We start from the raw sequence: 22118 nt of genomic DNA, 5'->3' as shown, positions 1-22118 counted from the left end.
GTGCAGATGAACGAAGCGCCCGCCTGCCACCTCCGCGACTCTGGTCCAGACGATGACGACACCGCCTTCTGCGTCGGCGCGCTCGGCACCATGGCCAACCAGTGCATCTTACCGGACCGGTCGCCCGGCGCGCCGGAAGCTCGCAGGGAGATCGGCCGCCGGGATGATTGCTTCGGTCACGTCGCCCTCTTCTATAAGCACCATGCGGGGCAGGATTATGTCCACCCGTTCGCCCGTCGCGGCGGAGGTATCGCATGACACTGGAAGAGCGCGTCCGCGAACAGATCGGCGCGGAGGGTCCACAACTCCCGGTCGCCGACTATCATGAGCGTATCGAACGCGAACTGGAAGGCATGTCAAATGCTGAACTCCTGCGCCGCATCAGTGACGAGATTTCCGAGAGCATTATCGCTCCATGGAGGAACAGGTGAACACCCCGAACCAAGCCGAATGGCGTCTCGCCAAGGTCATCATGGGTAAATCGCCGGACTGGCGTGCCATCAATGGACACGAGCGGCAGGAGCTTCGCAGGATCGCCCGGCTCATCGCCGACAACCGGACGCCGATCGACCGCGATCGTCTGGCTGACGCCCTCTATGACAGCCTGAACAGCGTCTATGACTGCACCCGCGTCTGGGAAGCGTGGAGCTACGGCACAATGACGGCCAACGACTTTCATCCCACGCAAGAGCGCGCTGGCGAGATCGCCGACGAGATCATCGGAGCACTAACAGCATGACCGACACGATCGACCGGATCGCGGCTCTTCTCGAAGCTGGTCGATGTGCCGTTCATCCGCACGCCGGGCCGGAATGTGAAATCAACCTCACCTATCCAGACGGTAAGCCCGGCGACATCTGGGTCAAGCGCTGGAAAGACTGGCGCGGCGTCACGATCTCCCACACCGGCAACCACAACCTCGCGCTCAGCGACGAGGACGCGGCCAAGCTCAACCCCATCATCGACCGCTTGCTCTATGAAGAACGCGACAAGCGTCACTTCTTCCTGCGGAACGAACTCGACCGACTGGAACGAACAGCATGACCAACCTCTCCACCCGCTGCGACGAAATCCTGTCATGGCGCAAGACCGGCATCTATGAAGGTGACGCCCTGCAGGACCTCGGCGACCGCCTTGAAGCCGAAGGCGCTCCGATCGTCCATTCGCCAATCCGGACCGCCGAAGAGGTGACGATCAAGGAAGCGCTCGAACTGGTCGCCGATCTGGCCGACCGGCGGCCGGACCTTGGAGCAACCTCCCCGGAACCAAGCCTGTTCGACATCGTGTTCCAATATTATCAGCCGAATTTCGGCACCAAGGAAGTGTCCACCATGACGGACGCCTACTTCGCCGCCCTGATGGACGGCCCTGTATAGTTTAAGCGATTTCGCTTGCCTTGTTGTGACAGTTTGAATAGACATGCTGACAGAATCAGGAACAGGAGCCCTATGACCGTGTATGACCCCACAATGACGACCGACGACATCTTCGAGGCCGTTACGCGGTGGTTATTCGACGTTCCGTTCGAGTGGGCATACAACCTCCCGCTCTGGGGCCGCCTGCTCCTGCTGATGGTGTTCCCATTGGCGATGATCACTCTTGGCCTGTGGTCGTTCATTGTCGGCTTTGGCGGCATCGTCTTGATCTCGCTCGTATCCTTGCGCCGCATCGTCGGCAACCTCGTGAAAGGTCACCGCGCCCTATGAGCGACCTCATCACCCCGCCCACCTTCAAGCGCCGGGCACTAGGCATGAGCAGCGATGAAGTCGGTTGGTTTGCCGAGCAGAACATCACGCCCGAAGGGGACGCGCCCCTTGCGTCTTACTCGGACCTCGAAAGCTGGACCGCCTACGTCGCGTGGAAGCTGGGCGACGAAGCGGGCCTGACGGCGAACCCTGACTTCATCCTCCATTGCATGACATGTCGCCGCGATGGAAAGGAGAGCTACCGCGCCGCCTATGAATGGCTGCAGGCCAGCCGCCCGCCGGTCCCTGCTCTCCCAGAGAACGCCGCGCCCAGCGACAAGTTGATCGCGCTGAGCGAGGCCTATCATAAGTATATGACGCCAAACGAACTGCGAGAATGGGGAGCCACCACGGCCGCCACGATCAAGGAAGCGGCGGAATACCCCGTCCTATGAGCGCCAGTCGCCTCCAATATCCGGAGAGCCGCGCCACCGACAATCTCGTGAAAGGTCACCCGTGAAAACACTAAGCGAAGGCGATCGGATTGATCGCACGCTCATCGCCTATCTGCTTGGCATAGCGCTGCTCTGTGGCGTTCTTGGCGGCGCTTTGACCGGTCACGTCTTGCGGACCGAGACGCGCGTCGAGCATGTCCAGAAGGTGACGGAGGTCACCCGTGTCGCAAAGAAGGTCCAGCGGATCGAGACGGTCGAATACAAGACCGTGAAGGAAATCGCGGCCGCGCCGCTCGCCGACCCAATGGATGCTTGTCACGGCGCGCCGGTGCGGATCATTGAAATAACGTCTGACACCGTTGGAGAAGGTGCCAATAAATCGACGCGGACGTGGATCACCGCCCAACCGGTCGGCGACGCCTATACAGTCGTCTGTCGCAACGAAGGCTACCTTCTTGACCTGTGGAGGAAGGGAATGGTCGTTCGCCTTCTCAATGGCAAGGCGGACGGAGAAGACTGATGTCCGAGAAAGAGATCGCTGCCATGCGCGCCGCCGGGATCGCCTACCGGGAAGCTATCACCACAATGCACGGCGACCCAAGCCCAGCCAACCGGGACCGCGTGCAGGCGCTGGGAATGGCCTTCCATCACTACGTCCGCCTCCACGGCCTGCGGCTGCTTGAACAGATGAGCGACGACGCCAGCCGCCTCCAATATCTGGAGAGCTACCACCACATCACGCAGCACCTCATCGGTATCGCAAAGCTCAACATGACGCCTGAACAGCTTGAGCAGATCGCCAAATACGATCGCGAGCTTCGTGTCCTGTGGTGCAACCGGCTCATCGACACCGCGCCGAACATCACCGACGACGATCTCACCGGCATGTTCAACATCCCAGCCGATGTCGTGTGGGAATGCCGCTTCCCCGCCGGGACCAAGGTCCGCGTCACAGCGTCGTCGCAGTTGTTCTTGGGGGATGAGGGTATCGTCAAAGGCATCCACCCGAAATCCGGCAATGTCATGGTGATCCTCCCCGACCCGGATCAGACCCCGCCGGGCGAGGTCACCATCAACTTTGAACCGCATCAACTGGAAATCGTATGAAGACGCCCGCCATGATCGAGAACGACACCAACGCCACGGTGATCAACCGGGGACACCGGCACTATGGCAAGGTGATCATCATCACCGGCCATATTGATGCCGACCTCTACGCCTGTGAGGTCGTCACCGGTGACACCACCACCGAGGTCAGCATGGTCACCGAGAGCGACATCGAGATCGGAGACGCTCTCCCAGACGGCCTGTGGGAACGTGACGGCATTTTCTATTACGAGTGTGGTTCATGCGGCTACACGACCGAATGGCATGGCGAACCTGAGGACTTCGTGTTCGGCGATCCCCACAATGTCTGCGGCGGCTCGCCGCGCTGCTGTCCATAGGAGACATCATGACCGAGAAGATTCCCTACCTATCCCTGTCCGATGCCCACTTCGAGAGCCTGCCGGAAGGCACGCGGATCACCGCCGAGGCCATTCCCGGCAGCGGGACATGGTGGATCGCAACCGGCGACAAAGACCCGATCGATGTCGATAACGGAAACCGCCGGTTCCTCGCCATCGACCCGGCGTGGGGAGCCGATGTCCAGTCATGGGTGGAAGGCATCGAACTCGAAGATGGGAAGCTCCAATTCACCAACTGCGGCACCGGTGAGCGGAAGACCTTGAGCTACTATCATCGGCTCATGGAAGAGCGGCTGGCCAAGTCCGAACCGCACCAACCGATGTTCATCAGCGCACCGACCGGAAAGGCCGCCAAGACGATCCATTCCATGCTCTACGGTAAGGAGGGCGGCGTCACCGGCCGGACCGGGCACGTCATCATCGACGAATGTGACCCACCCCTCTCCCCAAACAGCCTTGCCTATTGGAGCGACAGGCTCTGGCCCACCGACTATGCGGACATCGAACTCCGTTTGCTCGCACTGACGACGACCGTCGATACGTGGCGCGACCTCTATATGTGCGATTGGTCGGATCACAAGCCGGAGCCCACCGAGAAGGAGAAGAAGGCCGCTCATCGCGAGACCTACCTCCGACACAACAAGATCAAGGGGAAACATCGCGACCCGCACGCGCGCCGCGCTCGCCCCTACTGACATTTCGCTTGCCTTATAGTGACAGTTTGAATAAGCACTATGGCTGAATAACTAACACATGTCGGCGAGGAAGCTGATGGAAACCATTGTCGCAGCAGCGATCCGCGTCCGGGTGTCCGACGAGTTCCGCAAGATTGAATGGAAGGGGAAGCCCTTCTTCCCGGAGTTCCTTACCATCTCAGCACCGCCGCCCATGCGGCATGGCCAGATGATGCACCCGTTCGCCGAGATTTCCGGTCACCGCACGGCTCCTGACGATCAAGGCTTTCTCACGAGCACCGGCCGCTTCGTCAGCCGGGAGCACGCTTTGAAGATCGCCGTCGCGGCCGGGCAACCTCTTATCGACCATCCCTCACGCTGCCCGCGCCGTCTCTATTCGGAAGACCTTTGGTAATGCTCTACGGTCACCTGCCCAAGGACTTGGGCCTCATCGACATCACGAACCACGAGATGATGTTCTGGCTCTATTGCCCGGTCAAGCTGCCGGGCAGTGGTCTCTATTACATCCCGGAAAACCTCAAATGGTCGGCCGAGATCATCATCGACGCGGCGCGGGACTTCACCAAGTCCTATCCGGATCGCGCGCTCAAGGATCACTACGTCTACGTCACGGCCAAGACCCTCTTCGTCTCCGGCGCATATATCGGCAACCGGCCGGGCTGGCATTCAGACGGCTTCGGCACGGACGACATCAACTATATCTGGTGCGACCGCGCGCCGACACAATTCCTCCATCTGGACCCGCCCCGCCCGCTCTCATCGGATTGCTGCGAGTCCATGCGAGAGATGGAGCGGCTCGCTTATTGGACCGAGTGCGTCGGTCCAATCGACTTCGAGCACACGACGTTTCCGGACAAGCATCTGCTGCGTCTTGACCAGTCCGTGATCCACCGTTCGCCGGTCGATTTCGCGCCGGGCATGAGGACCTTCGTCAAAGTCTCCATCTCGACCGACCGCTACGACCTGATCGGCAATTCCGTCAACCATCGGCTGGCCTTTGGACCGCTTGTCGCGGCGCGCCAGCCAGACCGCAACCACCCACAATCGAGGCTCTCCGCATGAACGACTTTGGCTATCCTGCTGCCCTCAAGCTCGCGCTTCGCATGTTCGAGCATAGCGCTCGCGCCTCTGGGCGATCGACTGCACTCATCGACGCCATCGAAGATGGCGACGTGATCATCGTGGATAAGAACTTCATGGGCCTGCATTATCAGGACATGGCGCGTCGCGCGGGGAAGAAGATCAAGACGATCGTCCACGATCCCAAGCAAGAGATGAACCGGATCGATGTTGGCCACCTGCGGCCGGGTAAAGCCCACTTCGACCATGAGTGGCTATTCCAGCATTGGACGTGGGTCATCCAAAAGGAACAAGATCGCATCGAAGCGACGGTCAAGTTCAACTCCCGCTCCGATGATGAACGCGCTTTTCGACGCACACAACCAGAGAGGCGAATGGTCGATTTGGAAACGACTATCAGCGGGCGGGAGTAGATATGGCTGACCGCACTCCGCGCCGCAAGCGCCTCAAGAGCGCTGCCGCCCGCATCCGGCTTGCTGCAAATGAAGCCAAGGAGCTTGATTCTGATTGGGTGTATCTCGCGATACCTCTGTCAGACGCGCATCTCGTGCTCAAAGCGATCCGGAGCAACCTGTGCCGCTGATCAATCCGTTTGAAGAGATGCTCCGGTGGGTGGAGGAAGCGGAGCGCAAACGCTTCCGTATCACGCATTGGGAGATGAACCAAACCACCCTCGCGGCTATCGCCGAGCATCCAATGACGCAGCACCTTGTGCCGGGTTTTGGAGTCGGGGGCGTGCAGAGGTTCTTGGGCATCCCTGTCAGGATCGTCCAGCCCGGCGGCCCGGACGGTATCCTGCGCCCTGCCTACGAAATGTGGGGCGAACGCATCATCGTGTTCGACATTGAAGGTGACCTCATTCACGGCGACTGCGATTTTCGCTTGTCACCAAGTGACAGTTTGACTACCACGGTGACAGCTTAACAACGAATCGGAGGGCGTATGTGCCACCAACACCGTTCTCGGATGTATCGCAAGAGAGGGCTTGTTCCTGTGACCATAATGACGATCGACGACACGAACGCCGTGATAGACCGGCTGCTGGCGGTGGCGCAACCACCCGCCACCCCGAACCTGCAGCGGACGTTCGGCGAAGAGCGCGGCACCTACTATGTCATTCGCACCGACATGAACGGACCGCAGATTGACAAGAAGCGCCACGAGCATCCGAGCCGCATCAAGGCGGAGAAGGAAGCGCAGCGTTTGGCCGTCGCGTATCCGGGCGTCGAGTTCGCGGTGGTCAAGAAGAAGACCGCCTACAAGGTCGAAGTCCCCGCCCCTTATTCGGTGAGCGATCACATCCGGGCCATGACAACCCACACGACCTCCGCATCGGATTTCATGCCAGAGGATCATGTCCGGATCGTTGACAGCCAAAGCCCGGCGAACGGGAAGACCGGTCGGATCAAAAGCGTTCGCGGCGATCGGTATCGCATCTTCCTCGACGGTCCGACTTGGATCAACGGCGGTATGTTCCATGACCTGCCCGCACGAGCGCTCGAACACGCCTATCAACCCCAGCAGGGCGACATCTGCCACTATAGCAACGAGCGGAGCAGCCTCCATAACTCCGTCGTCGTGGTGACGGGATGGGAAGGCGATCGACCGATTGTCATGGGTGTGAACAAGCTCAACAATGCCGTGTCCAAGAAAGCGCGGATCAGGAATCTGACGCTGATCGACGTGCAGAGCCGGGCTGGCGCTCAAGACCCTCTCGCTTGTCTGCATGAGACAGTTTAACCAACATTTTCAGGGAGATACGACACTATGGCTGGTTTGCTCACCGCCGATCACCCCTATTATGGGTCCGGAGAATTTTCCGAACACTATGATAGCTGGGAAGATTTCATTTTCGATTGGGCCGACGCGGACCCAGACTACAACCATCTGTATCGGTGGGACGTGATCCAGCCCGATCCTGATGATGCAGACGCGGTGCTGAACATCGATCTCTTCTTCGTTCAGCAGCGCCGGGGCTGCATCTCGCAGGTGGCGGTCAACATCACGCCCGACGACGAACCCGCCATCACGGCATATCTGCAGGAGCGCTACAAGCTCGTGCAGGCGCTGTGGGCTCCGATCGGCGGCTGACATGCGCCCACTGCTCCGCCGGTGGGTCGGTCACTGTAGCTACAGGGACCACAAACCCTTCTATCTGGGCACCGTGGTAGCGGAGTCCGAGATGGGCGCTGTCTTGGCGCTACAGGACCTGTGGACCAAGATCAGTCCGCATCCATGTCCCAGCGCCATAACTGCCGTGCCGGGATTTTTGATCCTGCAACCAGAGGAAGCCACCTGATGCCCGTCACCTATATGGGCAAGGCGAAAGTCCGCATCCCGTCGATCGCCACCGCCCGCGACATCGCCTGCATCGTCGTCGATATGACGACATGGGATGGCCCGCTGTCACCCGGACGCACCGGTCGAGATGTGACCGAACGTCTTGTCCTGCCCATCGGGCACAAGGGTGTCGCCATGGGCCGCGTGTCGGCCTGCTTCGATCCGGAGACCGGCGCGCCGCGAGGGAATATTTCGTCCGGCGTATCCGGCTTCCATGACGCGATCGGCAAGCGTCTTTCATGGGGAAAGGAACCCTGATGCTATACCGACTGCTGTTCTTCTACCGCCGCAATCGCATCGGCGAGCCGCAACGCCGCAACCGGACCACCACCCTTACGGCTCACCCACACAGCGCGATCGGCCAGAGAGCGCGCGACATACACCGCAACGGATGGCGTTTTGCCGGTATCGGTGATCATGGTCTCCTTATTTTCGAAGATGTCAGCCTGATCGGCCGCATCCGCTGCTTCATGCGCCGCGAGCAGATTTACTGATGTCCGGTCCCAGCCACCTCCGTCCCTTCCCCTCGCAGCGCGCCGCCCAGCTTCGCGCCGAAGGTAAGGGGACATGGGAAATCAACCGCATCATGGCGCGTGAGAACCTCGAATACGAGATCGCCGACATTGAAGACATCTCCGACGTTCGGCGCGTCCTTTCCAAACTCCTTGAACGGATCTTCATCGAATGAACGAACTTCTGACCATCTATCTGATCATCAGCACCTTCCTGCTGGGGTTCGCCGCCGGGTGCTGGAACTCGCATGGCGCTGTCAACATTGTCATCAAGGCATCCTTCATCGCCGCCGCGCTCGCCGGTGCGGCTTGCAACGCGAAACTGCTGCTGTGACCTATACCGTCGCCACCCTCCCCGTCCCGGCCGCTGTATATACGTGGATCGAGAAGAAGCTGCGGGAAGCCGGATACGATCACGCGATCCACGGCGAGATGATCGACATGACGCACATCGGGCTGGTGCCGATACCAGAACCGGTGTCGCCGCCGGTTGAAATGACGCAGCATGAGGAAGAGGTTCTCCGCATCCTCAACGGTGAGACGATCACCGGGTGGTCCAGTGGGGCAGCTATGAACGCTTGTTGCTCGTGGCTCCAAGCACACGGCTACGCGACTGGCTCCTACCAAATCACTCAAAAAGGGCGGGACTATCTCACTGCGAGAGGATTCTGACATGATGTGCTTTCGCGATCAGACCTTCTGTTCCGCACCTTGTTCGGTGCTGGATTGCAGCCGAAACTTCACGGAAGACCAGCGTCAGGCCGCTTACCGGTGGTGGGGAGGTCCCGGCGCGCCGGTCAGCATGTCACCACTCCACACGACCTGTCCTGACTATAAACCAGCGGAGCAGGTCGTTTGATATGACGCTGTGCCCCGTCTGCAAAGGTGCTGGAAACCTTGTGACCTTCGCACGCGGCCTTGAATATTGGCCGTGTCCGTGCTGTCACGGGGCGGGAGTCACCTTCATGCATCAGCCCGCAACATCCAGATCGCGGAAGATGTCACGGAAAAGTTGACGAACCGGAAGATTATTCCTATGAGAGATCATCAGGAACGAATCGGGAGACACACAGGATATGGGCATCGATCACAGCCTTCGCCACGACGGTCCGCTTTTCGTTCAGTATTGGGGCGAGGCCTTCGAGTATTTGAGCGAACATGGTTATGATCATTCGGGCTGGGCGAGTAAGAAGCTGGCCCGTAATCTGTTCTCTGGCAACGACCTGTCTGGCTGGGCCGAGGTAACCAAGGTCGATGGGAAGTTGAAGATCGAGAAGATCGAAGAGCCTGCTATCCCCGACAACTCACCGATTGTGTTCTTCTGATGGCCTACTGGACCGACGATCGTCGCCTCGACATGGAGCAGCGGCGACTAGACGCGGAGCAGGCCGACGCCGCCCGCCGCATCGAGGAGAAGAAGCTCCGTGACGCCGGTGAGCGCACGGATCAGGAAGAGCGTATGGCATGGGCCGAAACACAGGCATGGGAGGACTGACCCTTGAGTAGAACCGTGGAAGAACCGACCATCACGCCAAGAAAAGGTCCGGGCAACTCGGACGAATTGGAATATACCCATCCTGCCTACGCCCAGATCGAGGTCAGCCGCGTCTCTGGTGGGAACGTCACGCTTTACGACAGCGACTTCAAGCATAACCACTATATGGTCTTGCGCGTCCAGCCGAGCCGCATGATGCGCCATCTGAACAAGGATTGGCATCACTCCGGGCATAACCCGATGATCGAAGTGGCGATGTCAGAATCTCAATGGGCCACCTTGGTCTCCTCGCTCAACATGGGAGGCGGTGTGCCATGCACTCTCCAGCGCTTCGACGGTAAGATCATCCCCAGCATCCCTGCGCCGATCGCACGACATGATCAATATGCGGGCGAGATCAAGGAAGACCTCGCCGAGGCTGTCGCCGAGATGGACGCCCTCGACAAGTTGATCGAAGAGAGTGGCCTGTCCAAGACGAAAGCGGCGGCGCTGCGAGAGAAGGTCCGCTCCGCTCGCTCCACCCTGACCAGCAGCATACCATGGATCGTCGAGAGCGCCGACAAGCACATGGAAAAGACGGTCGAGCGTGGCAAGCAGGAGGTGCAGGGCTACATGCTCGGCATGATCCAACGCGCGGGGCTGGAGCAACTCACCGGCGGCGTCCTGCCTCTCCAGATCGAGGATAGCAGCGATGCCTAAGTTTGAGGTCTGCGTGATCGAGACCCGCGAGCACTTCTTCGAGATCGAAGCCGAGGACGCGGAAGACGCCGAGGCCTTCGCCACCGATCTCGACACGGGCACGTCTCTCCGCGACGCCTTTCGCGAGCAGCAGGTCGATTGGGTCCGCCCTCTGCCGGACATGGAGGACTGACCGTATGACGCGCCCGCGCCTCACCGACGCCGACTGGCAGACGATCCGTCAAGCCCTGAACCACGCGATCGAGGAGCGGGAGAGCTACGCCGACGCGGTGTTCAACGATCCCGTGCATCACAAGCGTGCCGTCAACGCCTGCAAGAAGTTCGAAGCCCTCCACGTCAAGATGTTCGGCGAACCGTCCGGCGTCGCGAAGCAGGCGGCGGCCGATGCTACCGCGTCCACAATCACTCTTTTCGAGCTTATGCGTCGCACCGAGTGACATTCTAAATTGACACCAGCACTGCGTGTGGTAGTCAGGATTCACACGAAACGAATCGGGAGACACCATGACCAACACCACGCTTTCCACCCGCCAGTCTTTCTTGGCCGCTCAGGCTTTGCGGGCGCTCGCTGCGTCCTTGCAGGCCGAAAACAATAAGTTGAAGTCGGTGTTCGGCGACCGGATGCCCAACAACATCAAGCAGGAGACGACCTCCCGCGATGAGGAAATCGAGGCCTATCTCGTCGCGGCTGCGACGCTCGACTTCAATGAAACCAAGGCAAGCTGAGGCATAATTGCGTCCAGCCGTGACAGTTTCACCAACATAGAGGAGATTGATAATGGCTGACAAGCCTGTCCGTCCGTCACTCAACACGCTTGCAGCCGCGTGCCGCATAGCCGCGATGAAAATTCCAGTCGGATCATTCTGGCGACACACATCCGGTGACGTTTACGAGGTCATTGGAATGTCCGTCCGGGAATCTACCGGCGAGGTTGAGGTGGTCTACCGCCCGGCTGAGAAGCTGGAGGAAGATCGCTACCACGGCCTGCGACGTGTCCACATGGGCGAACCTGATCTCTCCGGGCTCTCTTTTCACCGTCCGGTGGATGAGTGGCGTGAAACCGTGACGATCGAAACCGGCGGGACGCCGGTCCAGACCGAGCGCTTCACGGCTGTTCGCCGCATCGAAATTTACGCGGCCGTGGCCGCATAGGAGGTCCAATGACCCAAGACATCATCAACATGGTCCCCTACCTCTACGTCGAGTTTGCATCCGGGGACACCATACGGATCGAGAAGGCGAGCGAAGACGCCGTTCGTCTGGGCATGGTCGCTTACCTCGGAGATGTAACCGTCATCGACTGCGGCTTGCTCTATCTGGAGCCGGGGCAGAGTCTTTTCACCGACCTATCCACGCCGCACCTCTCCGACACGCCCCACCTATCCGGGGTGTATGTGGATGGGAAGCGTGTCGCCGGGGTGACCAGCTTCGATTTTGAATCGGGACTGCACGCTTCTGCCTCGCCGTTCTACACCTATAGCCAGATGGACATGGAGGCCTGTCAGCGTCTTCATGCCTATTTCGCGACCCCGCCTCGCTTGAGCATTCTCGACCGCATCCTCCATTACTTGGACGGCCTGTTGAGCCACCTGCAGACGCCGATCGCGTGGCCTCGGCTGCTGCGCCGCGTCACGACGTTCCTGTTCCCGCTCTACTTCCTGCTGCTCGGCTCCGCCGCACTGACCGCCGGGCTGATCACGAAGCTGACAGCCCTCCCCGACTGGTTCCGGATCACGTTCGTCTCGTGGAACCTGTGGTGGCATGGCGACGACAACTTCGCATGAAACGGATCGCCTGCGCCGCCGCCCTCCTCGTCTTCATCCTGATACCGAGTGTAGCCCTATGAACCACACCGACACCTCTGCCGCTGCCCTGACGGCGATCAAACCCACTGCTCCGATTGTTCGTGAAATGGTGCTCGCTGCCCTCCGCGAGGCGGGCGAAGACGGTCTGACGGCCGACGAGTGCGCCGTCTTCATCGACACCGATCGGCTCAATGTGCGTCCACGGACCACCGAATTGCGGAGCCAAGGTAAGATCGCCGACAGCGGCCTGCGACGCTTGAACGACAGCGGCAAGCGCGCGATCGTTTGGCGGATCAACTGAGCTACTTCGATGGGGACCACCCTCGATTTTACGGAACAAGCCACGCGCGAGGTCCGGCACTGGCCCGGCGTATCGATCGCACGGGTTGAGCGCGGCAAGAAGCACAACCGCCTCCACCTATCCTATCGGGACAAAACCCGATTTGTCGTCTTCCCTTCATCCTGCGGAGATTTTCGAGGTGTCAAAAATCACATCTCCGCCATTCGTCATACCCTCATCGGACTTGGTGCCACGAGATCAGTGGCGCGTGGCGGTGACCGGCGGCAGAGCGTGGAAGGATAAAGCGTTTGTCTGGCGCGGCATCAATCGGTTCGAAGAGCGGTGGGGCCAGATCAGCGCGCTTGCAGAGGGCGAAGCTGCTGGCGTTGACACATTCTGTCGCCTCTGGGCCGAACGCGCCGGTGTTCCGGTAATCCCTTACGAGGCCGATTGGGACCGTTGGGGAGACGCAGCGGGCAGTATCCGCAACGAGGAGATGTTGGAGGACTTCAAGCCTGACATCCTTCTGGTCTTCCCCGGCGGCACCGGCACCCAACACTGCACTCGGACGGCGCGCAAGATGGCGATCGAACGGGTCTTCTTCAATCTTCACGACGATCCGTTCTCGGACGCTACGGCATGGGGCTGAGGCATGACACATGATCCCTATGAAGAGATGGACCGCGCTCTCCGGGCGTTCCGCGCCGCCTTGCGGGAAGCCCTCAAGATTGATTTGATACTGGACTGGCTGACCGCTGCTATCGAACGACGGCCATGGCTGTATAGGCTGCTTTCGTAAGATCGAGCAGCCCCTGCAGGCTGAACCCGCCGCCGACCATCAGGATAATCTCATAGAGTTGCATGTTGAACGCTCCGTTGTTGAACCTTCTGGTAGAACGAATAGGCCTTCCGGATTGATCCATGTTAATGGCCGAACTGGTGGACCATGACGGTGACGTGTTGACGGACCGGAAGTTTATTCCTATCAAAGGTTCATCAGGAACGAATCGCAGGAGGCACTCATCTACATCATATTCGCCGGATCGACCTACCACCCGTTGGGCGGTCTCAAGGACCTCAAGGATGGTGTCGGTCGATTCAAGAACTATAACGACGCCATCCGCTGCGTTGCCGAAATGGACGGCATCGACTGGTGGCAGATCGTGCAGATCGAAGATGGCGAGTTGTTCATGATCGACGAAGGAGTGCGGAAATGACCATGACTATAGCTCACCTCCGCGCCACTTTTCGCCCCAAAGTTGAGGGAGGACCTGTCCTGATTCGCCCGAATACGGGTTTCATGGAGGTGACCGAGAAAGAGGTGCAGGACGCTATCGACGACATCGAGCGCATGTTTATCCGCAAGGCGCTGGGCGATGAGCCTACCACCCTTGAGATGTTGGCAGTTCGCCTTTTGACCGAAAGCTATTTCTGACATGATCGACGCCGCATCCTTCAACCGCGCCATGACCTTATGGTTCGAGCTTACCGGGCTGGACCCCAACGCCAAGAGCATGACGTTCGGCGATTGGGAGTGGCGGCGCGCGTCCGAGGAGATGAAGGAGTCCATGGAACTGGACCCTACCCTCCTGACCACCTATTTCCTCCTCGACGCCTTCTCTGGGCAGTATTTCAGGGAAGCCAAGATCACGATCGCCGAGTTCGATGCGGACGAGGACAAGGTTTTCGACTACATGGCGAAAGTGCGGGAGTTCAAGAAGCTCATCCGCGCACCGGAGATCATGCGTGCCGGTGACGAGTTCATCGAGCGCCTCCGTCTCGCCATGCTATCCTATGGCTTCGCAGCCGCCGACATCCATAAGGTGCTCGATCGCCGAGACCATGTGGCGTTCCTGCGTCGTGACGCCCTCCTGTCAGCAAAGCGCTTGCGGTCGGACCACTTCCTGCAGGGCGACGTGGACCACGAAGCGATCAAGCCCATCTACAACGAGAAGGTCTTTTCCTACTGGAACGTCAACTCGATGGTCGATCACTTGTGCGGAATGCCCTCCGGTATTTCCCTCAACCTCATCCGCGATCCGGACGAGCTTTTCAGCTACTTCACCATCGGCATCCGCAACGGCGCGAACGTTATCACCCTGACTGACGTTCCTGAATATGCACATCCTATGGGGCGCGATATGTCTCGCCGCCCGGACCGGGAGTTTGCGTCGCGCGCGGGGAAAAACTGGTTCCCATACCAGTTCCTCAAAATCGCCTACGACGAGGACGGTAACCCCTTCCACGACAAATATCGTGAGTCCAAGGAGAAGGGTCTCACCCCGCACCAGCCTCATCACATCGAGATCGCGGCGCTGAACAAGTTGGACCCCGCACAGGCAGTGTGGACGACGTTGATGATGGACCTCATCCTCGACCGCTACTGGAAAAATCCGATCCCCCGGAAGGAGCTTTCCTACACCGGCGAGATGATCCGGTTAGAAAACCAGAGCAAGACGCTGGTATCAGCCGCCCGCTCCAACCTCCCGGTCGTCGGCTATCAACCGCTGAACCTGCCACGCCTCACTGTCGCCGATGTGAAGACGGACGCACTCGACGATGACTCGATCGGAAAGAAGGGGGCCGGTCACAACCAGTGGATGGAGGACCGTTACTCCCACCTCGTGGGCGAGGCTGCGCTCAACTGCATTGCCGCACCCGACAACAAGGTCCGGTTCCTTTCCTCTAACAGCGTCAAGCCAGACACTTTTGGAAATGGGAAAAGCCTTACCGTGATCGACGAGGTGCAGTCGATGCAGGCTGGCGAGTTCAAAAATTTCCAGTTTTTCAACAACCGGGAGCGTGACGGCATCACGCTGTATTCGATCCGAGAAGTAGATAGCACCAGCTTTGGCACTGCTGCGAGGCTCGACGCCGATCGCAAGTTCATCGCCCGCTATAATTTCGCACGAGCGCTGCAAATGGAGGCCGACCGGGAATATCATGCCCGGAAGAAAGAGATCGAGAAGTGGTTCGAGGAGCGTGTCCGCGCGAACATTGAGAACATCTATCCTCTGATCGTCCCCGATGCACTTTATATGCGATCGGACGCGAACACCGTGCAGCAGATCGCGTCCGTCGAGAGCATGAAAAGCAAAGACCACCACTCTTTCGGTTGGGCAAGTTTCGCTCAGATTTCCCTCCACAAAGGTTGGAACCCGGCGCGATGCTTCATGAACGACACGGCCGCGTCATGGGAGTTCCTTTTCACGCCTCGGACGATCGAGCATTTGTGCCTCCTGACCGGCGTCCCTGTCGAAGAGCTTCCCGATATTCTACAGCATTGGGACCTGCAGCGCGATTATGTCGGCAATCACATCCTCGACCGCATTGATCCCCTTCATTGGGCTGCGACAAACCCGTGGAAGCAGATGCGGTTCAGCCTTCGCATCTACCTGTCCAAGCGTGCCCGCTCGCATATTCAGAAGAACTATACTGCTCCGGCGGGAGAGGTGCGGGACTTCCACAAGGGACCGGGGATCATCCTTGGATAGAACCCTCCTCGTCTGCCTCGACGCCATCGATCATTGCATCGCGATCCTCGTCCCGAAGCGCCGGGGCGAGGGTTACGTCAAGATGCCGGTCTACCACAATACCGGCCCCATCACCGCAATCGAGCATGAGATCGACTTCGACATCTACGGTCTCGACGGTGCGCTCGAAATCCAGACCGGATCGCTATATGGGAAGGACACAGACGCCATGCTGGCCAAGATCATGCCGCTGCTGTGCGCCCATTATGGAATGGACTATCGACTTGTCGATAGCTCCGAGTTCTGGGAGAAGCATCCAATTGCACGGGGATGATGATGACCGAAATATCCGAACATACCATAGGCTATGGTGCCGTGGTTCTCCCAGCCCTGAACGAGTTTCAGGGCTTTTATCTTGTCGATGATCCGATCCTCCACAAGGATGCGGTCAAGGCACAGATGATGGCGATGCTGGCTGGGCCGGATAATATCATCGGCGCGCTGCAGGCGACGGTGGTAGAAGGCATCGTCACGAGGAATTTCACGCTGACCGGGACGGCCGCTCTCGCCCTCCACGGCATCACCAAAATGAAGTTCTTCTGGATCAAAGCGACTAAAGAGCCCGGCGGCACCCGCACCGAGATGTTCCCGCTAAAGGCAACTACCTTGGAAGAGGCACAGCTTGAGGTAAATCACCTGCCTGAGGTGCTGGCGATAAAGAAACGCCTTCGCGTGGAGATGATGAAGCCGAAGTCGTATAAGAATTGACTAACCGGAATATTCTTCCTATGAGGAGTTCAACAGGAACGAATCGGGAGACAGGCTATGCGTAAAGTGACGGAAGATTTCATCGGCACCTGCCAAGCCTGCTTCGGCGAGTTCAAGGTCAATGAGGCATCGAAGCTCATTGTCCTCCACGGCTACCAGCGGCCGGGCATCGGTTTCATCCTCGGCAACTGTGAGGGTCACGACCACGCGCCGTTCGAGTATGACTTTCAACTGACCAAGACGATCATCGTCCGTCATCACCAAAACGCCGACAAGCAGCAAAAACGCAAGTCCGAGCTTTCGACGCTGGGATACGCTGGCCCTCTGACGCGCCGGTGGGACGAATATAACCCCGACACGCGGCGCAACGAAACCCGATCCGAAGAGGTGACGCCCGGTCACGCCCATTGGGATAGGACACTACAGTCTGCGATCCAAACCGCTATCGCCCGGCACAACCATCACATCCGCTTTGCCGAGTTTCTCCAGCAGAAAGTGGATGCATGGAAGCGCGGCCAGATCGTCGGCATCGACGTGCGCGCCACCGGCCGCGAACGCGCTCTCCGCAAAGCCTATGATCCCGTCGAGGCTGACGCCATGGAAGAGCGTGCCAAGATCAAGGCCGCCCGCGACGCCAAGCCGGGCAAGCTCAAGATCACCTTCTATACCACCCTCGACTGGCCTTCGAATGAAGCGAGCCACGAAGAGCGCCGGGCCTTCTTTGAGAAGGAGGACGCGGAGAAGAAAGCACGGATCGAGCGCCTCAAGGTGTGGGCCAAGGCAAATTATGAAGGCAAGGTCATGGTTCGCGAGAGCTACGACAGCGACCTGCCCCGATCTGTCCGCGACCGCAACGCTCACTATCACGTTGTCTGCGTCCACCTGCCATGGGAATATCGCGACGCCATCAAGGACAAATTGGCAGTCGCAGAGTCCTTCATCTCATCCAAGAAGGTGGATTACTTCGTGGAAGGGGAACCGTGAGATTCTTGATTGACGAACCGGAAAAATCTTCCTATTAGGAGATTACCGCAACGAATCAGGGAGACGCCGCATGAAACTTTCCTTTGTCAACAAAGCTATAGCGCACAAACACCCCGGCCTAGAACTGGTCAAGGGCGACAAGTATTTCTATTTCGCCGGTGCGGGCACCGAAGTCTGTAAGCAGACCATGGTCATGGTTCCGCGTCTCAATGATCTGACGCTCGAAAATTGGATCGCAGAAGCTGACGCGGTGGCGGCCGAAGTCCGTGCGTTCGACGAAGACCGGGCAGCGGCGGAGCCCAGCGGATGGGCACGCACCATCACGGCCGCTTCCGTGTCGTTTGCAGTCAGCGAACTGAGTGACATCCGCATCGCTCTGCAGGATCGACACTCCAAGCTGCTGACCGTCCAGAGCCAGTATCTTGACCGCACCGGTAAGGCCGACGACGACGTGAAGATTGAGATGGACCGCCTCGCCGCTCTCATCACCAAGGTGAGTAACGTATGATGGCGACCAACTGGCATCTGATCGCAGTCCCTCAGGAATATGTCGAGTGCGAGCGTTATGGGAACGCGGTGATCGCGACCCGCCTTGGTCTCTACAAGGGCTTCGGCGTCCATTACGAGACCAGCAGCCGCGAAACTCGCGCCGAAGTCCGTCGCTTGATCGATGACGCCATGGCGGAGAAGCTCTGACATGCAGGTCCAAAATTACACCACCGACATCATGGGACAGGTCAACCTCTATGGTCACCTTCCTCTCAAGCAGATTGGCGGCTCGATCGCACGGCGCAAGCTGGAGCGGATGATCCGCGACGCCAAGCGTCACTACCTCGACGGATATGACATCGACTGGACGCGCTATGGCGATCCCGAAGTCGTGTTCGACGACATGATCACCTGCGACATGACGTGGACTCACAAGGTCTCCGGCCGCAAGATCATGCTGACCCGCATCTTCTGGGATGAGCGCACCGGCGCTATCGTGCAGGCCGGGACCAACTATGGGGACCTGACGCTGTGAAAATTTTCCGCTGGTCGAGCAAAGCCCTCGCTCAATACGCCCAAGGAGACATCCTCGCGATCGGCCGCCATGCAGAAGAAGCGCGCGACGCCGCCCGCGCTCATTTCGAAAAGATCGCAACCAGCCATTATCTCCCTGAGATGATGGAGTGGATCGACCGGGGAGATTGGGCACCGGACGAGGACGATCTTGAACGGCGCGACATCAAGCTCAAGCTGCTTGAAGAAGACATCATGAGGGAGCCGGAGGTGTCCGACGCCTTCTTCATCAAAGGGAGTGAATGATATGCCGATGTCTCAAGCTGCAATGTCCGGGATGCGAGCCTTTGGACGCGGTTGGCGCTTCCAAGTTTCATTCAGCGGGCTCGCCGAGCAGATCGGCGATTGGGAGGAAGGCGTCACGCCGGTCAGCGAGATCGAGGACACGCGCCGGGTCATCATCGATCGGACCAAGGCCGTTCTCAAAAATACCAAAGCGACCGCTGACATGATCGACGACATCGAGCGCGCCCTCGACGATCTGGAGATGGTTGATCCGGAGGTTTGCGAAATCCGAGGAGCGCTGAACGAACTCTACGACCAGTTCGATTATTACCGCGTCTGCGTCGTCCGGTGAAGGTAAAACATCCCGGCACCACGAAGGCCGAGCGTCGCGTCCTTGACGAGATCGGTTGCGGCCAATCCCAGCCAAGGATGACGCCGGGCTTGCAGGACTCCATGCTCCGCAAGGGACTGATCGTGATCACCGGATACCAGACCTTGGGCAAGGATGCCTTCGGTGCCATCAAGGTGCCAAATTTCGAGATGCCCATCCCCATCCACATGCAATGGTGCAACGCCATGGCTGCACAACATCCAGAGGAGGAATAATGCAGAACATCCAGATGAAGCCGCTCCCGCAAGACATACTCGACAAGTTGCTCGAAAACGGCCGCGCGTCGGCCGCAAACGAAGGTGGGATCGATCACGTTCCGGTCGTCAAGCTGTTCACACCGGACGCCGGTGCGACGTGGTTACTGTCCGAGGTGGACCCTGACATGCCTGACTTCGCTTTCGGCTTGTGTGACCTTGGGCTGGGCTTCGCAGAGCTTGGGTCTGCCAGCCTTGAAGAGATCGCAACCGTGCGCGGAAAGCTCGGCCTCCCGGTCGAACGCGATCTGCATTTCCACACCGATCACACCGTGGGTGAATGGGCGACGCTTGCGACGAAACACGGCGGGAGCATCTCGACGGCTTTGATGCACGAGAAGCGCATGAAAAGCTGATGACCCGCGTCACCATCACTCCCAAAGAGGTCGAGGCCATCATGTGGGGCCTCGCCCAGATCGGCGACGTGCCGGACCGTGAAACTGACGGTCCGGCCGATCCGCTTTTCATCCTCCTCCAACGCGGCCATCAACGCCCGGACATCGTGACCGCCTGTGCATGGTTCTTCGACCATCTGGAGGGACATGTTCTCAAAGGCCCCTACACCCAACTGCAGGCTGACATTCTGGAGCTATGCGTGTCGAACACCTCGTGGCTCGACAGCTATGACCGCGCCTCGCTCAGCCGGGCCATGAAGACGGAAGCGACGACCGCGCTGCGGAGTCTTGCATACAAGGTCGAGACCTTTGGCATTGAGGTGTCACACATCCCAAGTTGAGTGCCGATTTTTATTGTCACTATTAGCCATTTTCGCTTGACGCGAATCAGGTAGGTGTCTAGCCAGACTGTCATCAACAACAGTTAGGGAGACACCCATGTCCAGTGCCGAAACCCCGCGTAACATTCTTGCTATCGCTGGTGCCATTCTGATTTTGCTTCTCGTCGTGGTCGGCGGCGGGCTGGGCGGCTGCGCTGCCTATAATTCGACCCGCGTCTGGAACGCGACGACCGCCGGGCGCGCCGCGCTGGCCGAGGCCACCCAGAACCGCCAGATCAAGACCCTCGAAGCCAAGGCGAAGAAGGAGAGCGCGATCTATGAAGCGGAAGCTGAGGTCGCCCGCGCTCGCGGCACGGCGGAAGCCAATGACATCGTGATGGGCAAGCTCGGCGGTCCGGAAGGCTATCTCCGCTACCTGCAGATCGAGGCCTTCAAGGAGACGCAGAACCAAGTGATCTACGTCCCCACGGAAGCCGGTATCCCGATCACGGAATCCAGCCGCCGACCACTGCTCAAGCCCGCTGAATAATTCCAACAACGCCGGGCTTCGGCCCGGCCAACCATAGGGAGACACCCATGTTCGGACAGTATGAGATAAGCGGTAAGTCGGCCGTCCACGATCACGACATCTGCCTCTTCAACGGCCGGATGCGCCCGGTGACCGAGGCCCATGTTGGAGTCATCGTCGAAGGTCTGGAGCACGCCCAATATGTGTTCGTGACGGTCGGCTCGGTCAACGAGCCTATCAATTTCCGCAACCCGTTCACGTTCGAACAGGTCTATGCGATGCTTCGCGCCTCGCTTACACCGATGCAGAACGATCGTGTCTTCATCTTCGGCATCGAAGATCAGCAGAGCGATATGGCGTGGGTCCGCACCGTCCAGAAGACGGTCGCAACGCAGGCGGCGCGGCTCTTCCCGGATCGCGAAGCGAAGATTGCCCTGATCGGTCATGCCAAGGACGCCTCGTCCTATTACCTCAAGCTCTTTCCGAAGTGGGCGTCGATCGCCGCCACGGTGAAGCATAAAGGGTTGGACGCAACGACGCTTCGCAACGACCTGTATCGGGCCGCCGACCCCACGGAATATGTCCGCAAAATACACGCAGACGTGCCCTGCATTCCGATCGGCCCCTATCTCTTTCTCCGCGAATGGGTCCACTCATCCGACTTCGAACAGATGCGCGCCGAGTATCTCTTCATGGCGGAATATCTCGACCTGTTCGAACGTAACCCCTTCACCGGCGAGCGCCAGCAGTTCCCCACCTCCGATATGGTCGTCAAGCAGGCCGGATACACCCTGCTTGTCCGTCGCGACCGGATGCCCGGCGAAGGCCTGTGGGCGGTCCCCGGCGGCCACAAACTGGCGAAGCAAACGTTCCGTGGTGCGGCGCTCGATGAGGTCGGTCAGGAGACTGGTATCTATGACCTCAATGAGGACATCGATCGCGAGTTCATGAACCTCTGCATCCGTGGCGAGAAGATGTTCGACGACCCATGGCGCTCCACCCGCGAGACCACATTCTCGATGTCGCATGGCGCGTTGCTGCCGGGCACCCGCCAACCAATCGTCAAAGGGGCTGATGATGCCCGTGAAGCCCGCTGGTGGGCCGATGATGAGATCACTCGCTCGATGATGTTCGAGGATCACTTCAATCAGGTCCAATATTGGGCCGACCAGTTCCGCAATATCGTGATTTAAGGAGGGTCGCC

Annotated in this window: 50 protein-coding genes; 49 read left to right on the top strand and 1 reads right to left on the bottom strand. The window is 59.1% G+C overall.

What is annotated here, in order from left to right; genetic code table 11:
- Positions 1 to 6: 6 nt before the first annotated feature.
- The 7 genes from V2I08_RS05910 (at position 7) to V2I08_RS05880 (ending at position 2140) form a co-directional block, all read left to right on the top strand.
- Positions 7 to 258 carry a hypothetical protein gene (locus V2I08_RS05910; RefSeq protein WP_349634267.1) on the top strand — a complete coding sequence of 84 codons (252 nt, stop codon included), beginning with the start codon at positions 7 to 9 and terminating at the stop codon, positions 256 to 258.
- A complete protein-coding gene (locus V2I08_RS05905) occupies positions 255 to 431 on the top strand; it encodes a hypothetical protein (RefSeq protein ID WP_349634266.1) in 177 nt (58 codons plus the stop codon). Before V2I08_RS05910 ends, V2I08_RS05905 begins: the two co-directional genes overlap by 4 nt.
- Positions 428 to 739 (top strand): hypothetical protein, encoded by a 312-nt coding sequence (locus V2I08_RS05900; protein WP_349634265.1) that lies wholly within the window; start codon positions 428 to 430, stop codon positions 737 to 739. Before V2I08_RS05905 ends, V2I08_RS05900 begins: the two co-directional genes overlap by 4 nt.
- Positions 736 to 1044, top strand: coding sequence for a hypothetical protein (locus tag V2I08_RS05895; protein WP_349634264.1), 309 nt, complete (start codon positions 736 to 738; stop codon positions 1042 to 1044). The genes V2I08_RS05900 and V2I08_RS05895 overlap by 4 nt, the downstream gene beginning before the upstream one ends.
- The gene (locus tag V2I08_RS05890) at positions 1041 to 1376 is read left to right on the top strand and encodes a hypothetical protein (RefSeq protein ID WP_349634263.1); all 336 of its coding nucleotides are present in this window, start codon (positions 1041 to 1043) and stop codon (positions 1374 to 1376) included. The genes V2I08_RS05895 and V2I08_RS05890 overlap by 4 nt, the downstream gene beginning before the upstream one ends.
- Positions 1377 to 1469: 93 nt before the next feature.
- Positions 1470 to 1706 carry a hypothetical protein gene (locus V2I08_RS05885; protein ID WP_349634262.1) on the top strand — a complete coding sequence of 79 codons (237 nt, stop codon included), beginning with the start codon at positions 1470 to 1472 and terminating at the stop codon, positions 1704 to 1706.
- On the top strand, positions 1703 to 2140 hold the full coding sequence (locus V2I08_RS05880; RefSeq protein ID WP_349634261.1) for a hypothetical protein: 438 nt from the start codon (positions 1703 to 1705) through the stop codon (positions 2138 to 2140). The genes V2I08_RS05885 and V2I08_RS05880 overlap by 4 nt, the downstream gene beginning before the upstream one ends.
- Positions 2141 to 2210: 70 nt before the next feature.
- Here V2I08_RS05880 and V2I08_RS05875 read toward each other — a convergent pair whose 3' ends face one another.
- Positions 2211 to 2336, bottom strand: a complete 126-nt coding sequence (locus V2I08_RS05875) for a hypothetical protein (RefSeq protein WP_349634260.1) — start codon at positions 2334 to 2336, stop codon at positions 2211 to 2213.
- A gap of 9 nt (positions 2337 to 2345) precedes the next feature.
- Here V2I08_RS05875 and V2I08_RS05870 point away from each other — a divergent pair, with 9 nt between their 5' ends.
- From V2I08_RS05870 to V2I08_RS05665, 42 genes are all read left to right on the top strand, one after another.
- A complete protein-coding gene (locus V2I08_RS05870) occupies positions 2346 to 2660 on the top strand; it encodes a hypothetical protein (protein ID WP_349634259.1) in 315 nt (104 codons plus the stop codon).
- Entirely contained in the window at positions 2660 to 3247 is a 588-nt protein-coding gene (locus tag V2I08_RS05865) for a hypothetical protein (RefSeq protein WP_349634258.1), read from the top strand. The genes V2I08_RS05870 and V2I08_RS05865 overlap by 1 nt, the downstream gene beginning before the upstream one ends.
- Complete coding sequence (locus tag V2I08_RS05860; protein ID WP_349634257.1) at positions 3244 to 3585, top strand: hypothetical protein; 342 nt, start codon at positions 3244 to 3246, stop codon at positions 3583 to 3585. The genes V2I08_RS05865 and V2I08_RS05860 overlap by 4 nt, the downstream gene beginning before the upstream one ends.
- 8 nt (positions 3586 to 3593) lie before the next feature.
- Positions 3594 to 4301, top strand: coding sequence for a hypothetical protein (locus V2I08_RS05855; protein ID WP_349634256.1), 708 nt, complete (start codon positions 3594 to 3596; stop codon positions 4299 to 4301).
- A 76-nt stretch (positions 4302 to 4377) separates the two neighbouring features.
- Positions 4378 to 4695, top strand: coding sequence for a hypothetical protein (locus V2I08_RS05850; protein ID WP_349634255.1), 318 nt, complete (start codon positions 4378 to 4380; stop codon positions 4693 to 4695).
- A 26-nt stretch (positions 4696 to 4721) separates the two neighbouring features.
- Complete coding sequence (locus V2I08_RS05845) at positions 4722 to 5363, top strand: hypothetical protein (RefSeq protein ID WP_349634254.1); 642 nt, start codon at positions 4722 to 4724, stop codon at positions 5361 to 5363.
- Positions 5360 to 5794, top strand: coding sequence for a hypothetical protein (locus V2I08_RS05840; protein ID WP_349634253.1), 435 nt, complete (start codon positions 5360 to 5362; stop codon positions 5792 to 5794). The genes V2I08_RS05845 and V2I08_RS05840 overlap by 4 nt, the downstream gene beginning before the upstream one ends.
- Before the next feature lie 2 nt (positions 5795 to 5796).
- Positions 5797 to 5964 carry a hypothetical protein gene (locus tag V2I08_RS05835; RefSeq protein WP_349634252.1) on the top strand — a complete coding sequence of 56 codons (168 nt, stop codon included), beginning with the start codon at positions 5797 to 5799 and terminating at the stop codon, positions 5962 to 5964.
- Positions 5955 to 6305 carry a hypothetical protein gene (locus V2I08_RS05830; RefSeq protein WP_349634251.1) on the top strand — a complete coding sequence of 117 codons (351 nt, stop codon included), beginning with the start codon at positions 5955 to 5957 and terminating at the stop codon, positions 6303 to 6305. Before V2I08_RS05835 ends, V2I08_RS05830 begins: the two co-directional genes overlap by 10 nt.
- Before the next feature lie 78 nt (positions 6306 to 6383).
- Positions 6384 to 7121, top strand: coding sequence for a hypothetical protein (locus tag V2I08_RS05825; protein WP_349634250.1), 738 nt, complete (start codon positions 6384 to 6386; stop codon positions 7119 to 7121).
- A 27-nt stretch (positions 7122 to 7148) separates the two neighbouring features.
- Positions 7149 to 7472: a hypothetical protein gene (locus tag V2I08_RS05820; protein ID WP_349634249.1), complete on the top strand. Its 324-nt coding sequence runs from the start codon at positions 7149 to 7151 to the stop codon at positions 7470 to 7472.
- Between the two features lie 207 nt (positions 7473 to 7679).
- Positions 7680 to 7979: a hypothetical protein gene (locus tag V2I08_RS05815; RefSeq protein ID WP_349634248.1), complete on the top strand. Its 300-nt coding sequence runs from the start codon at positions 7680 to 7682 to the stop codon at positions 7977 to 7979.
- On the top strand, positions 7979 to 8215 hold the full coding sequence (locus V2I08_RS05810; protein ID WP_349634247.1) for a hypothetical protein: 237 nt from the start codon (positions 7979 to 7981) through the stop codon (positions 8213 to 8215). The genes V2I08_RS05815 and V2I08_RS05810 overlap by 1 nt, the downstream gene beginning before the upstream one ends.
- Entirely contained in the window at positions 8215 to 8409 is a 195-nt protein-coding gene (locus tag V2I08_RS05805; RefSeq protein WP_349634246.1) for a hypothetical protein, read from the top strand. The genes V2I08_RS05810 and V2I08_RS05805 overlap by 1 nt, the downstream gene beginning before the upstream one ends.
- The gene (locus V2I08_RS05800; protein WP_349634245.1) at positions 8406 to 8567 is read left to right on the top strand and encodes a hypothetical protein; all 162 of its coding nucleotides are present in this window, start codon (positions 8406 to 8408) and stop codon (positions 8565 to 8567) included. Before V2I08_RS05805 ends, V2I08_RS05800 begins: the two co-directional genes overlap by 4 nt.
- Complete coding sequence (locus V2I08_RS05795) at positions 8564 to 8905, top strand: hypothetical protein (RefSeq protein WP_349634244.1); 342 nt, start codon at positions 8564 to 8566, stop codon at positions 8903 to 8905. The genes V2I08_RS05800 and V2I08_RS05795 overlap by 4 nt, the downstream gene beginning before the upstream one ends.
- A gap of 404 nt (positions 8906 to 9309) precedes the next feature.
- The gene (locus V2I08_RS05790; protein WP_349634243.1) at positions 9310 to 9558 is read left to right on the top strand and encodes a hypothetical protein; all 249 of its coding nucleotides are present in this window, start codon (positions 9310 to 9312) and stop codon (positions 9556 to 9558) included.
- Positions 9558 to 9728 (top strand): hypothetical protein, encoded by a 171-nt coding sequence (locus V2I08_RS05785; protein ID WP_349634242.1) that lies wholly within the window; start codon positions 9558 to 9560, stop codon positions 9726 to 9728. The genes V2I08_RS05790 and V2I08_RS05785 overlap by 1 nt, the downstream gene beginning before the upstream one ends.
- Before the next feature lie 3 nt (positions 9729 to 9731).
- Complete coding sequence (locus tag V2I08_RS05780) at positions 9732 to 10427, top strand: hypothetical protein (protein WP_349634241.1); 696 nt, start codon at positions 9732 to 9734, stop codon at positions 10425 to 10427.
- Entirely contained in the window at positions 10420 to 10599 is a 180-nt protein-coding gene (locus V2I08_RS05775; RefSeq protein WP_349634240.1) for a hypothetical protein, read from the top strand. The genes V2I08_RS05780 and V2I08_RS05775 overlap by 8 nt, the downstream gene beginning before the upstream one ends.
- 4 nt (positions 10600 to 10603) lie before the next feature.
- On the top strand, positions 10604 to 10864 hold the full coding sequence (locus V2I08_RS05770; protein ID WP_349634239.1) for a hypothetical protein: 261 nt from the start codon (positions 10604 to 10606) through the stop codon (positions 10862 to 10864).
- A 67-nt stretch (positions 10865 to 10931) separates the two neighbouring features.
- Positions 10932 to 11153, top strand: a complete 222-nt coding sequence (locus V2I08_RS05765) for a hypothetical protein (RefSeq protein ID WP_349634238.1) — start codon at positions 10932 to 10934, stop codon at positions 11151 to 11153.
- Positions 11154 to 11205: 52 nt separating this feature from the next.
- Positions 11206 to 11580, top strand: coding sequence for a DUF1653 domain-containing protein (locus V2I08_RS05760; protein ID WP_349634237.1), 375 nt, complete (start codon positions 11206 to 11208; stop codon positions 11578 to 11580).
- 8 nt (positions 11581 to 11588) lie between these two features.
- The gene (locus V2I08_RS05755) at positions 11589 to 12212 is read left to right on the top strand and encodes a hypothetical protein (protein WP_349634236.1); all 624 of its coding nucleotides are present in this window, start codon (positions 11589 to 11591) and stop codon (positions 12210 to 12212) included.
- A gap of 58 nt (positions 12213 to 12270) precedes the next feature.
- Positions 12271 to 12534 (top strand): hypothetical protein, encoded by a 264-nt coding sequence (locus V2I08_RS05750; RefSeq protein WP_349634235.1) that lies wholly within the window; start codon positions 12271 to 12273, stop codon positions 12532 to 12534.
- A gap of 226 nt (positions 12535 to 12760) precedes the next feature.
- Positions 12761 to 13162, top strand: a complete 402-nt coding sequence (locus tag V2I08_RS05745; protein WP_349634337.1) for a DUF2493 domain-containing protein — start codon at positions 12761 to 12763, stop codon at positions 13160 to 13162.
- Positions 13163 to 13571: 409 nt separating this feature from the next.
- Entirely contained in the window at positions 13572 to 13730 is a 159-nt protein-coding gene (locus tag V2I08_RS05740) for a hypothetical protein (protein ID WP_349634234.1), read from the top strand.
- Complete coding sequence (locus V2I08_RS05735) at positions 13727 to 13948, top strand: hypothetical protein (RefSeq protein ID WP_349634233.1); 222 nt, start codon at positions 13727 to 13729, stop codon at positions 13946 to 13948. Before V2I08_RS05740 ends, V2I08_RS05735 begins: the two co-directional genes overlap by 4 nt.
- A 1-nt stretch (position 13949) precedes the next feature.
- Complete coding sequence (locus tag V2I08_RS05730) at positions 13950 to 16007, top strand: hypothetical protein (RefSeq protein WP_349634232.1); 2058 nt, start codon at positions 13950 to 13952, stop codon at positions 16005 to 16007.
- Positions 16000 to 16320, top strand: a complete 321-nt coding sequence (locus tag V2I08_RS05725) for a hypothetical protein (protein ID WP_349634231.1) — start codon at positions 16000 to 16002, stop codon at positions 16318 to 16320. Before V2I08_RS05730 ends, V2I08_RS05725 begins: the two co-directional genes overlap by 8 nt.
- Entirely contained in the window at positions 16317 to 16754 is a 438-nt protein-coding gene (locus V2I08_RS05720) for a hypothetical protein (protein WP_349634230.1), read from the top strand. The genes V2I08_RS05725 and V2I08_RS05720 overlap by 4 nt, the downstream gene beginning before the upstream one ends.
- Before the next feature lie 57 nt (positions 16755 to 16811).
- Entirely contained in the window at positions 16812 to 17738 is a 927-nt protein-coding gene (locus V2I08_RS05715; RefSeq protein ID WP_349634229.1) for a hypothetical protein, read from the top strand.
- A 70-nt stretch (positions 17739 to 17808) separates the two neighbouring features.
- On the top strand, positions 17809 to 18246 hold the full coding sequence (locus V2I08_RS05710; protein WP_349634228.1) for a hypothetical protein: 438 nt from the start codon (positions 17809 to 17811) through the stop codon (positions 18244 to 18246).
- Positions 18243 to 18434: a hypothetical protein gene (locus V2I08_RS05705; protein WP_349634227.1), complete on the top strand. Its 192-nt coding sequence runs from the start codon at positions 18243 to 18245 to the stop codon at positions 18432 to 18434. The genes V2I08_RS05710 and V2I08_RS05705 overlap by 4 nt, the downstream gene beginning before the upstream one ends.
- Before the next feature lies 1 nt (position 18435).
- Positions 18436 to 18762: a hypothetical protein gene (locus V2I08_RS05700; protein ID WP_349634226.1), complete on the top strand. Its 327-nt coding sequence runs from the start codon at positions 18436 to 18438 to the stop codon at positions 18760 to 18762.
- Entirely contained in the window at positions 18759 to 19046 is a 288-nt protein-coding gene (locus V2I08_RS05695; RefSeq protein WP_349634225.1) for a hypothetical protein, read from the top strand. The genes V2I08_RS05700 and V2I08_RS05695 overlap by 4 nt, the downstream gene beginning before the upstream one ends.
- 31 nt (positions 19047 to 19077) lie before the next feature.
- Positions 19078 to 19377, top strand: a complete 300-nt coding sequence (locus V2I08_RS05690) for a hypothetical protein (RefSeq protein WP_349634224.1) — start codon at positions 19078 to 19080, stop codon at positions 19375 to 19377.
- 77 nt (positions 19378 to 19454) lie between these two features.
- On the top strand, positions 19455 to 19631 hold the full coding sequence (locus V2I08_RS05685) for a hypothetical protein (RefSeq protein ID WP_349634223.1): 177 nt from the start codon (positions 19455 to 19457) through the stop codon (positions 19629 to 19631).
- Positions 19631 to 20026 (top strand): DUF2958 domain-containing protein, encoded by a 396-nt coding sequence (locus tag V2I08_RS05680; RefSeq protein WP_349634222.1) that lies wholly within the window; start codon positions 19631 to 19633, stop codon positions 20024 to 20026. The genes V2I08_RS05685 and V2I08_RS05680 overlap by 1 nt, the downstream gene beginning before the upstream one ends.
- Positions 20026 to 20406, top strand: a complete 381-nt coding sequence (locus V2I08_RS05675) for a hypothetical protein (RefSeq protein WP_349634221.1) — start codon at positions 20026 to 20028, stop codon at positions 20404 to 20406. Before V2I08_RS05680 ends, V2I08_RS05675 begins: the two co-directional genes overlap by 1 nt.
- Before the next feature lie 97 nt (positions 20407 to 20503).
- Positions 20504 to 20935 carry a membrane protease subunit gene (locus V2I08_RS05670; RefSeq protein ID WP_349634220.1) on the top strand — a complete coding sequence of 144 codons (432 nt, stop codon included), beginning with the start codon at positions 20504 to 20506 and terminating at the stop codon, positions 20933 to 20935.
- Positions 20936 to 20982: 47 nt separating this feature from the next.
- Entirely contained in the window at positions 20983 to 22107 is a 1125-nt protein-coding gene (locus V2I08_RS05665) for an NUDIX domain-containing protein (RefSeq protein WP_349634219.1), read from the top strand.
- Positions 22108 to 22118 lie beyond the last annotated feature (11 nt).

The organism is Sphingobium sp. MK2, assembly GCF_040170545.1.
Taxonomy (GTDB): domain Bacteria; phylum Pseudomonadota; class Alphaproteobacteria; order Sphingomonadales; family Sphingomonadaceae; genus Sphingobium.
The sequence above is the reverse complement of the archived record's forward strand: the minus strand, read 5'-3'. Positions and strand labels throughout refer to the sequence as shown.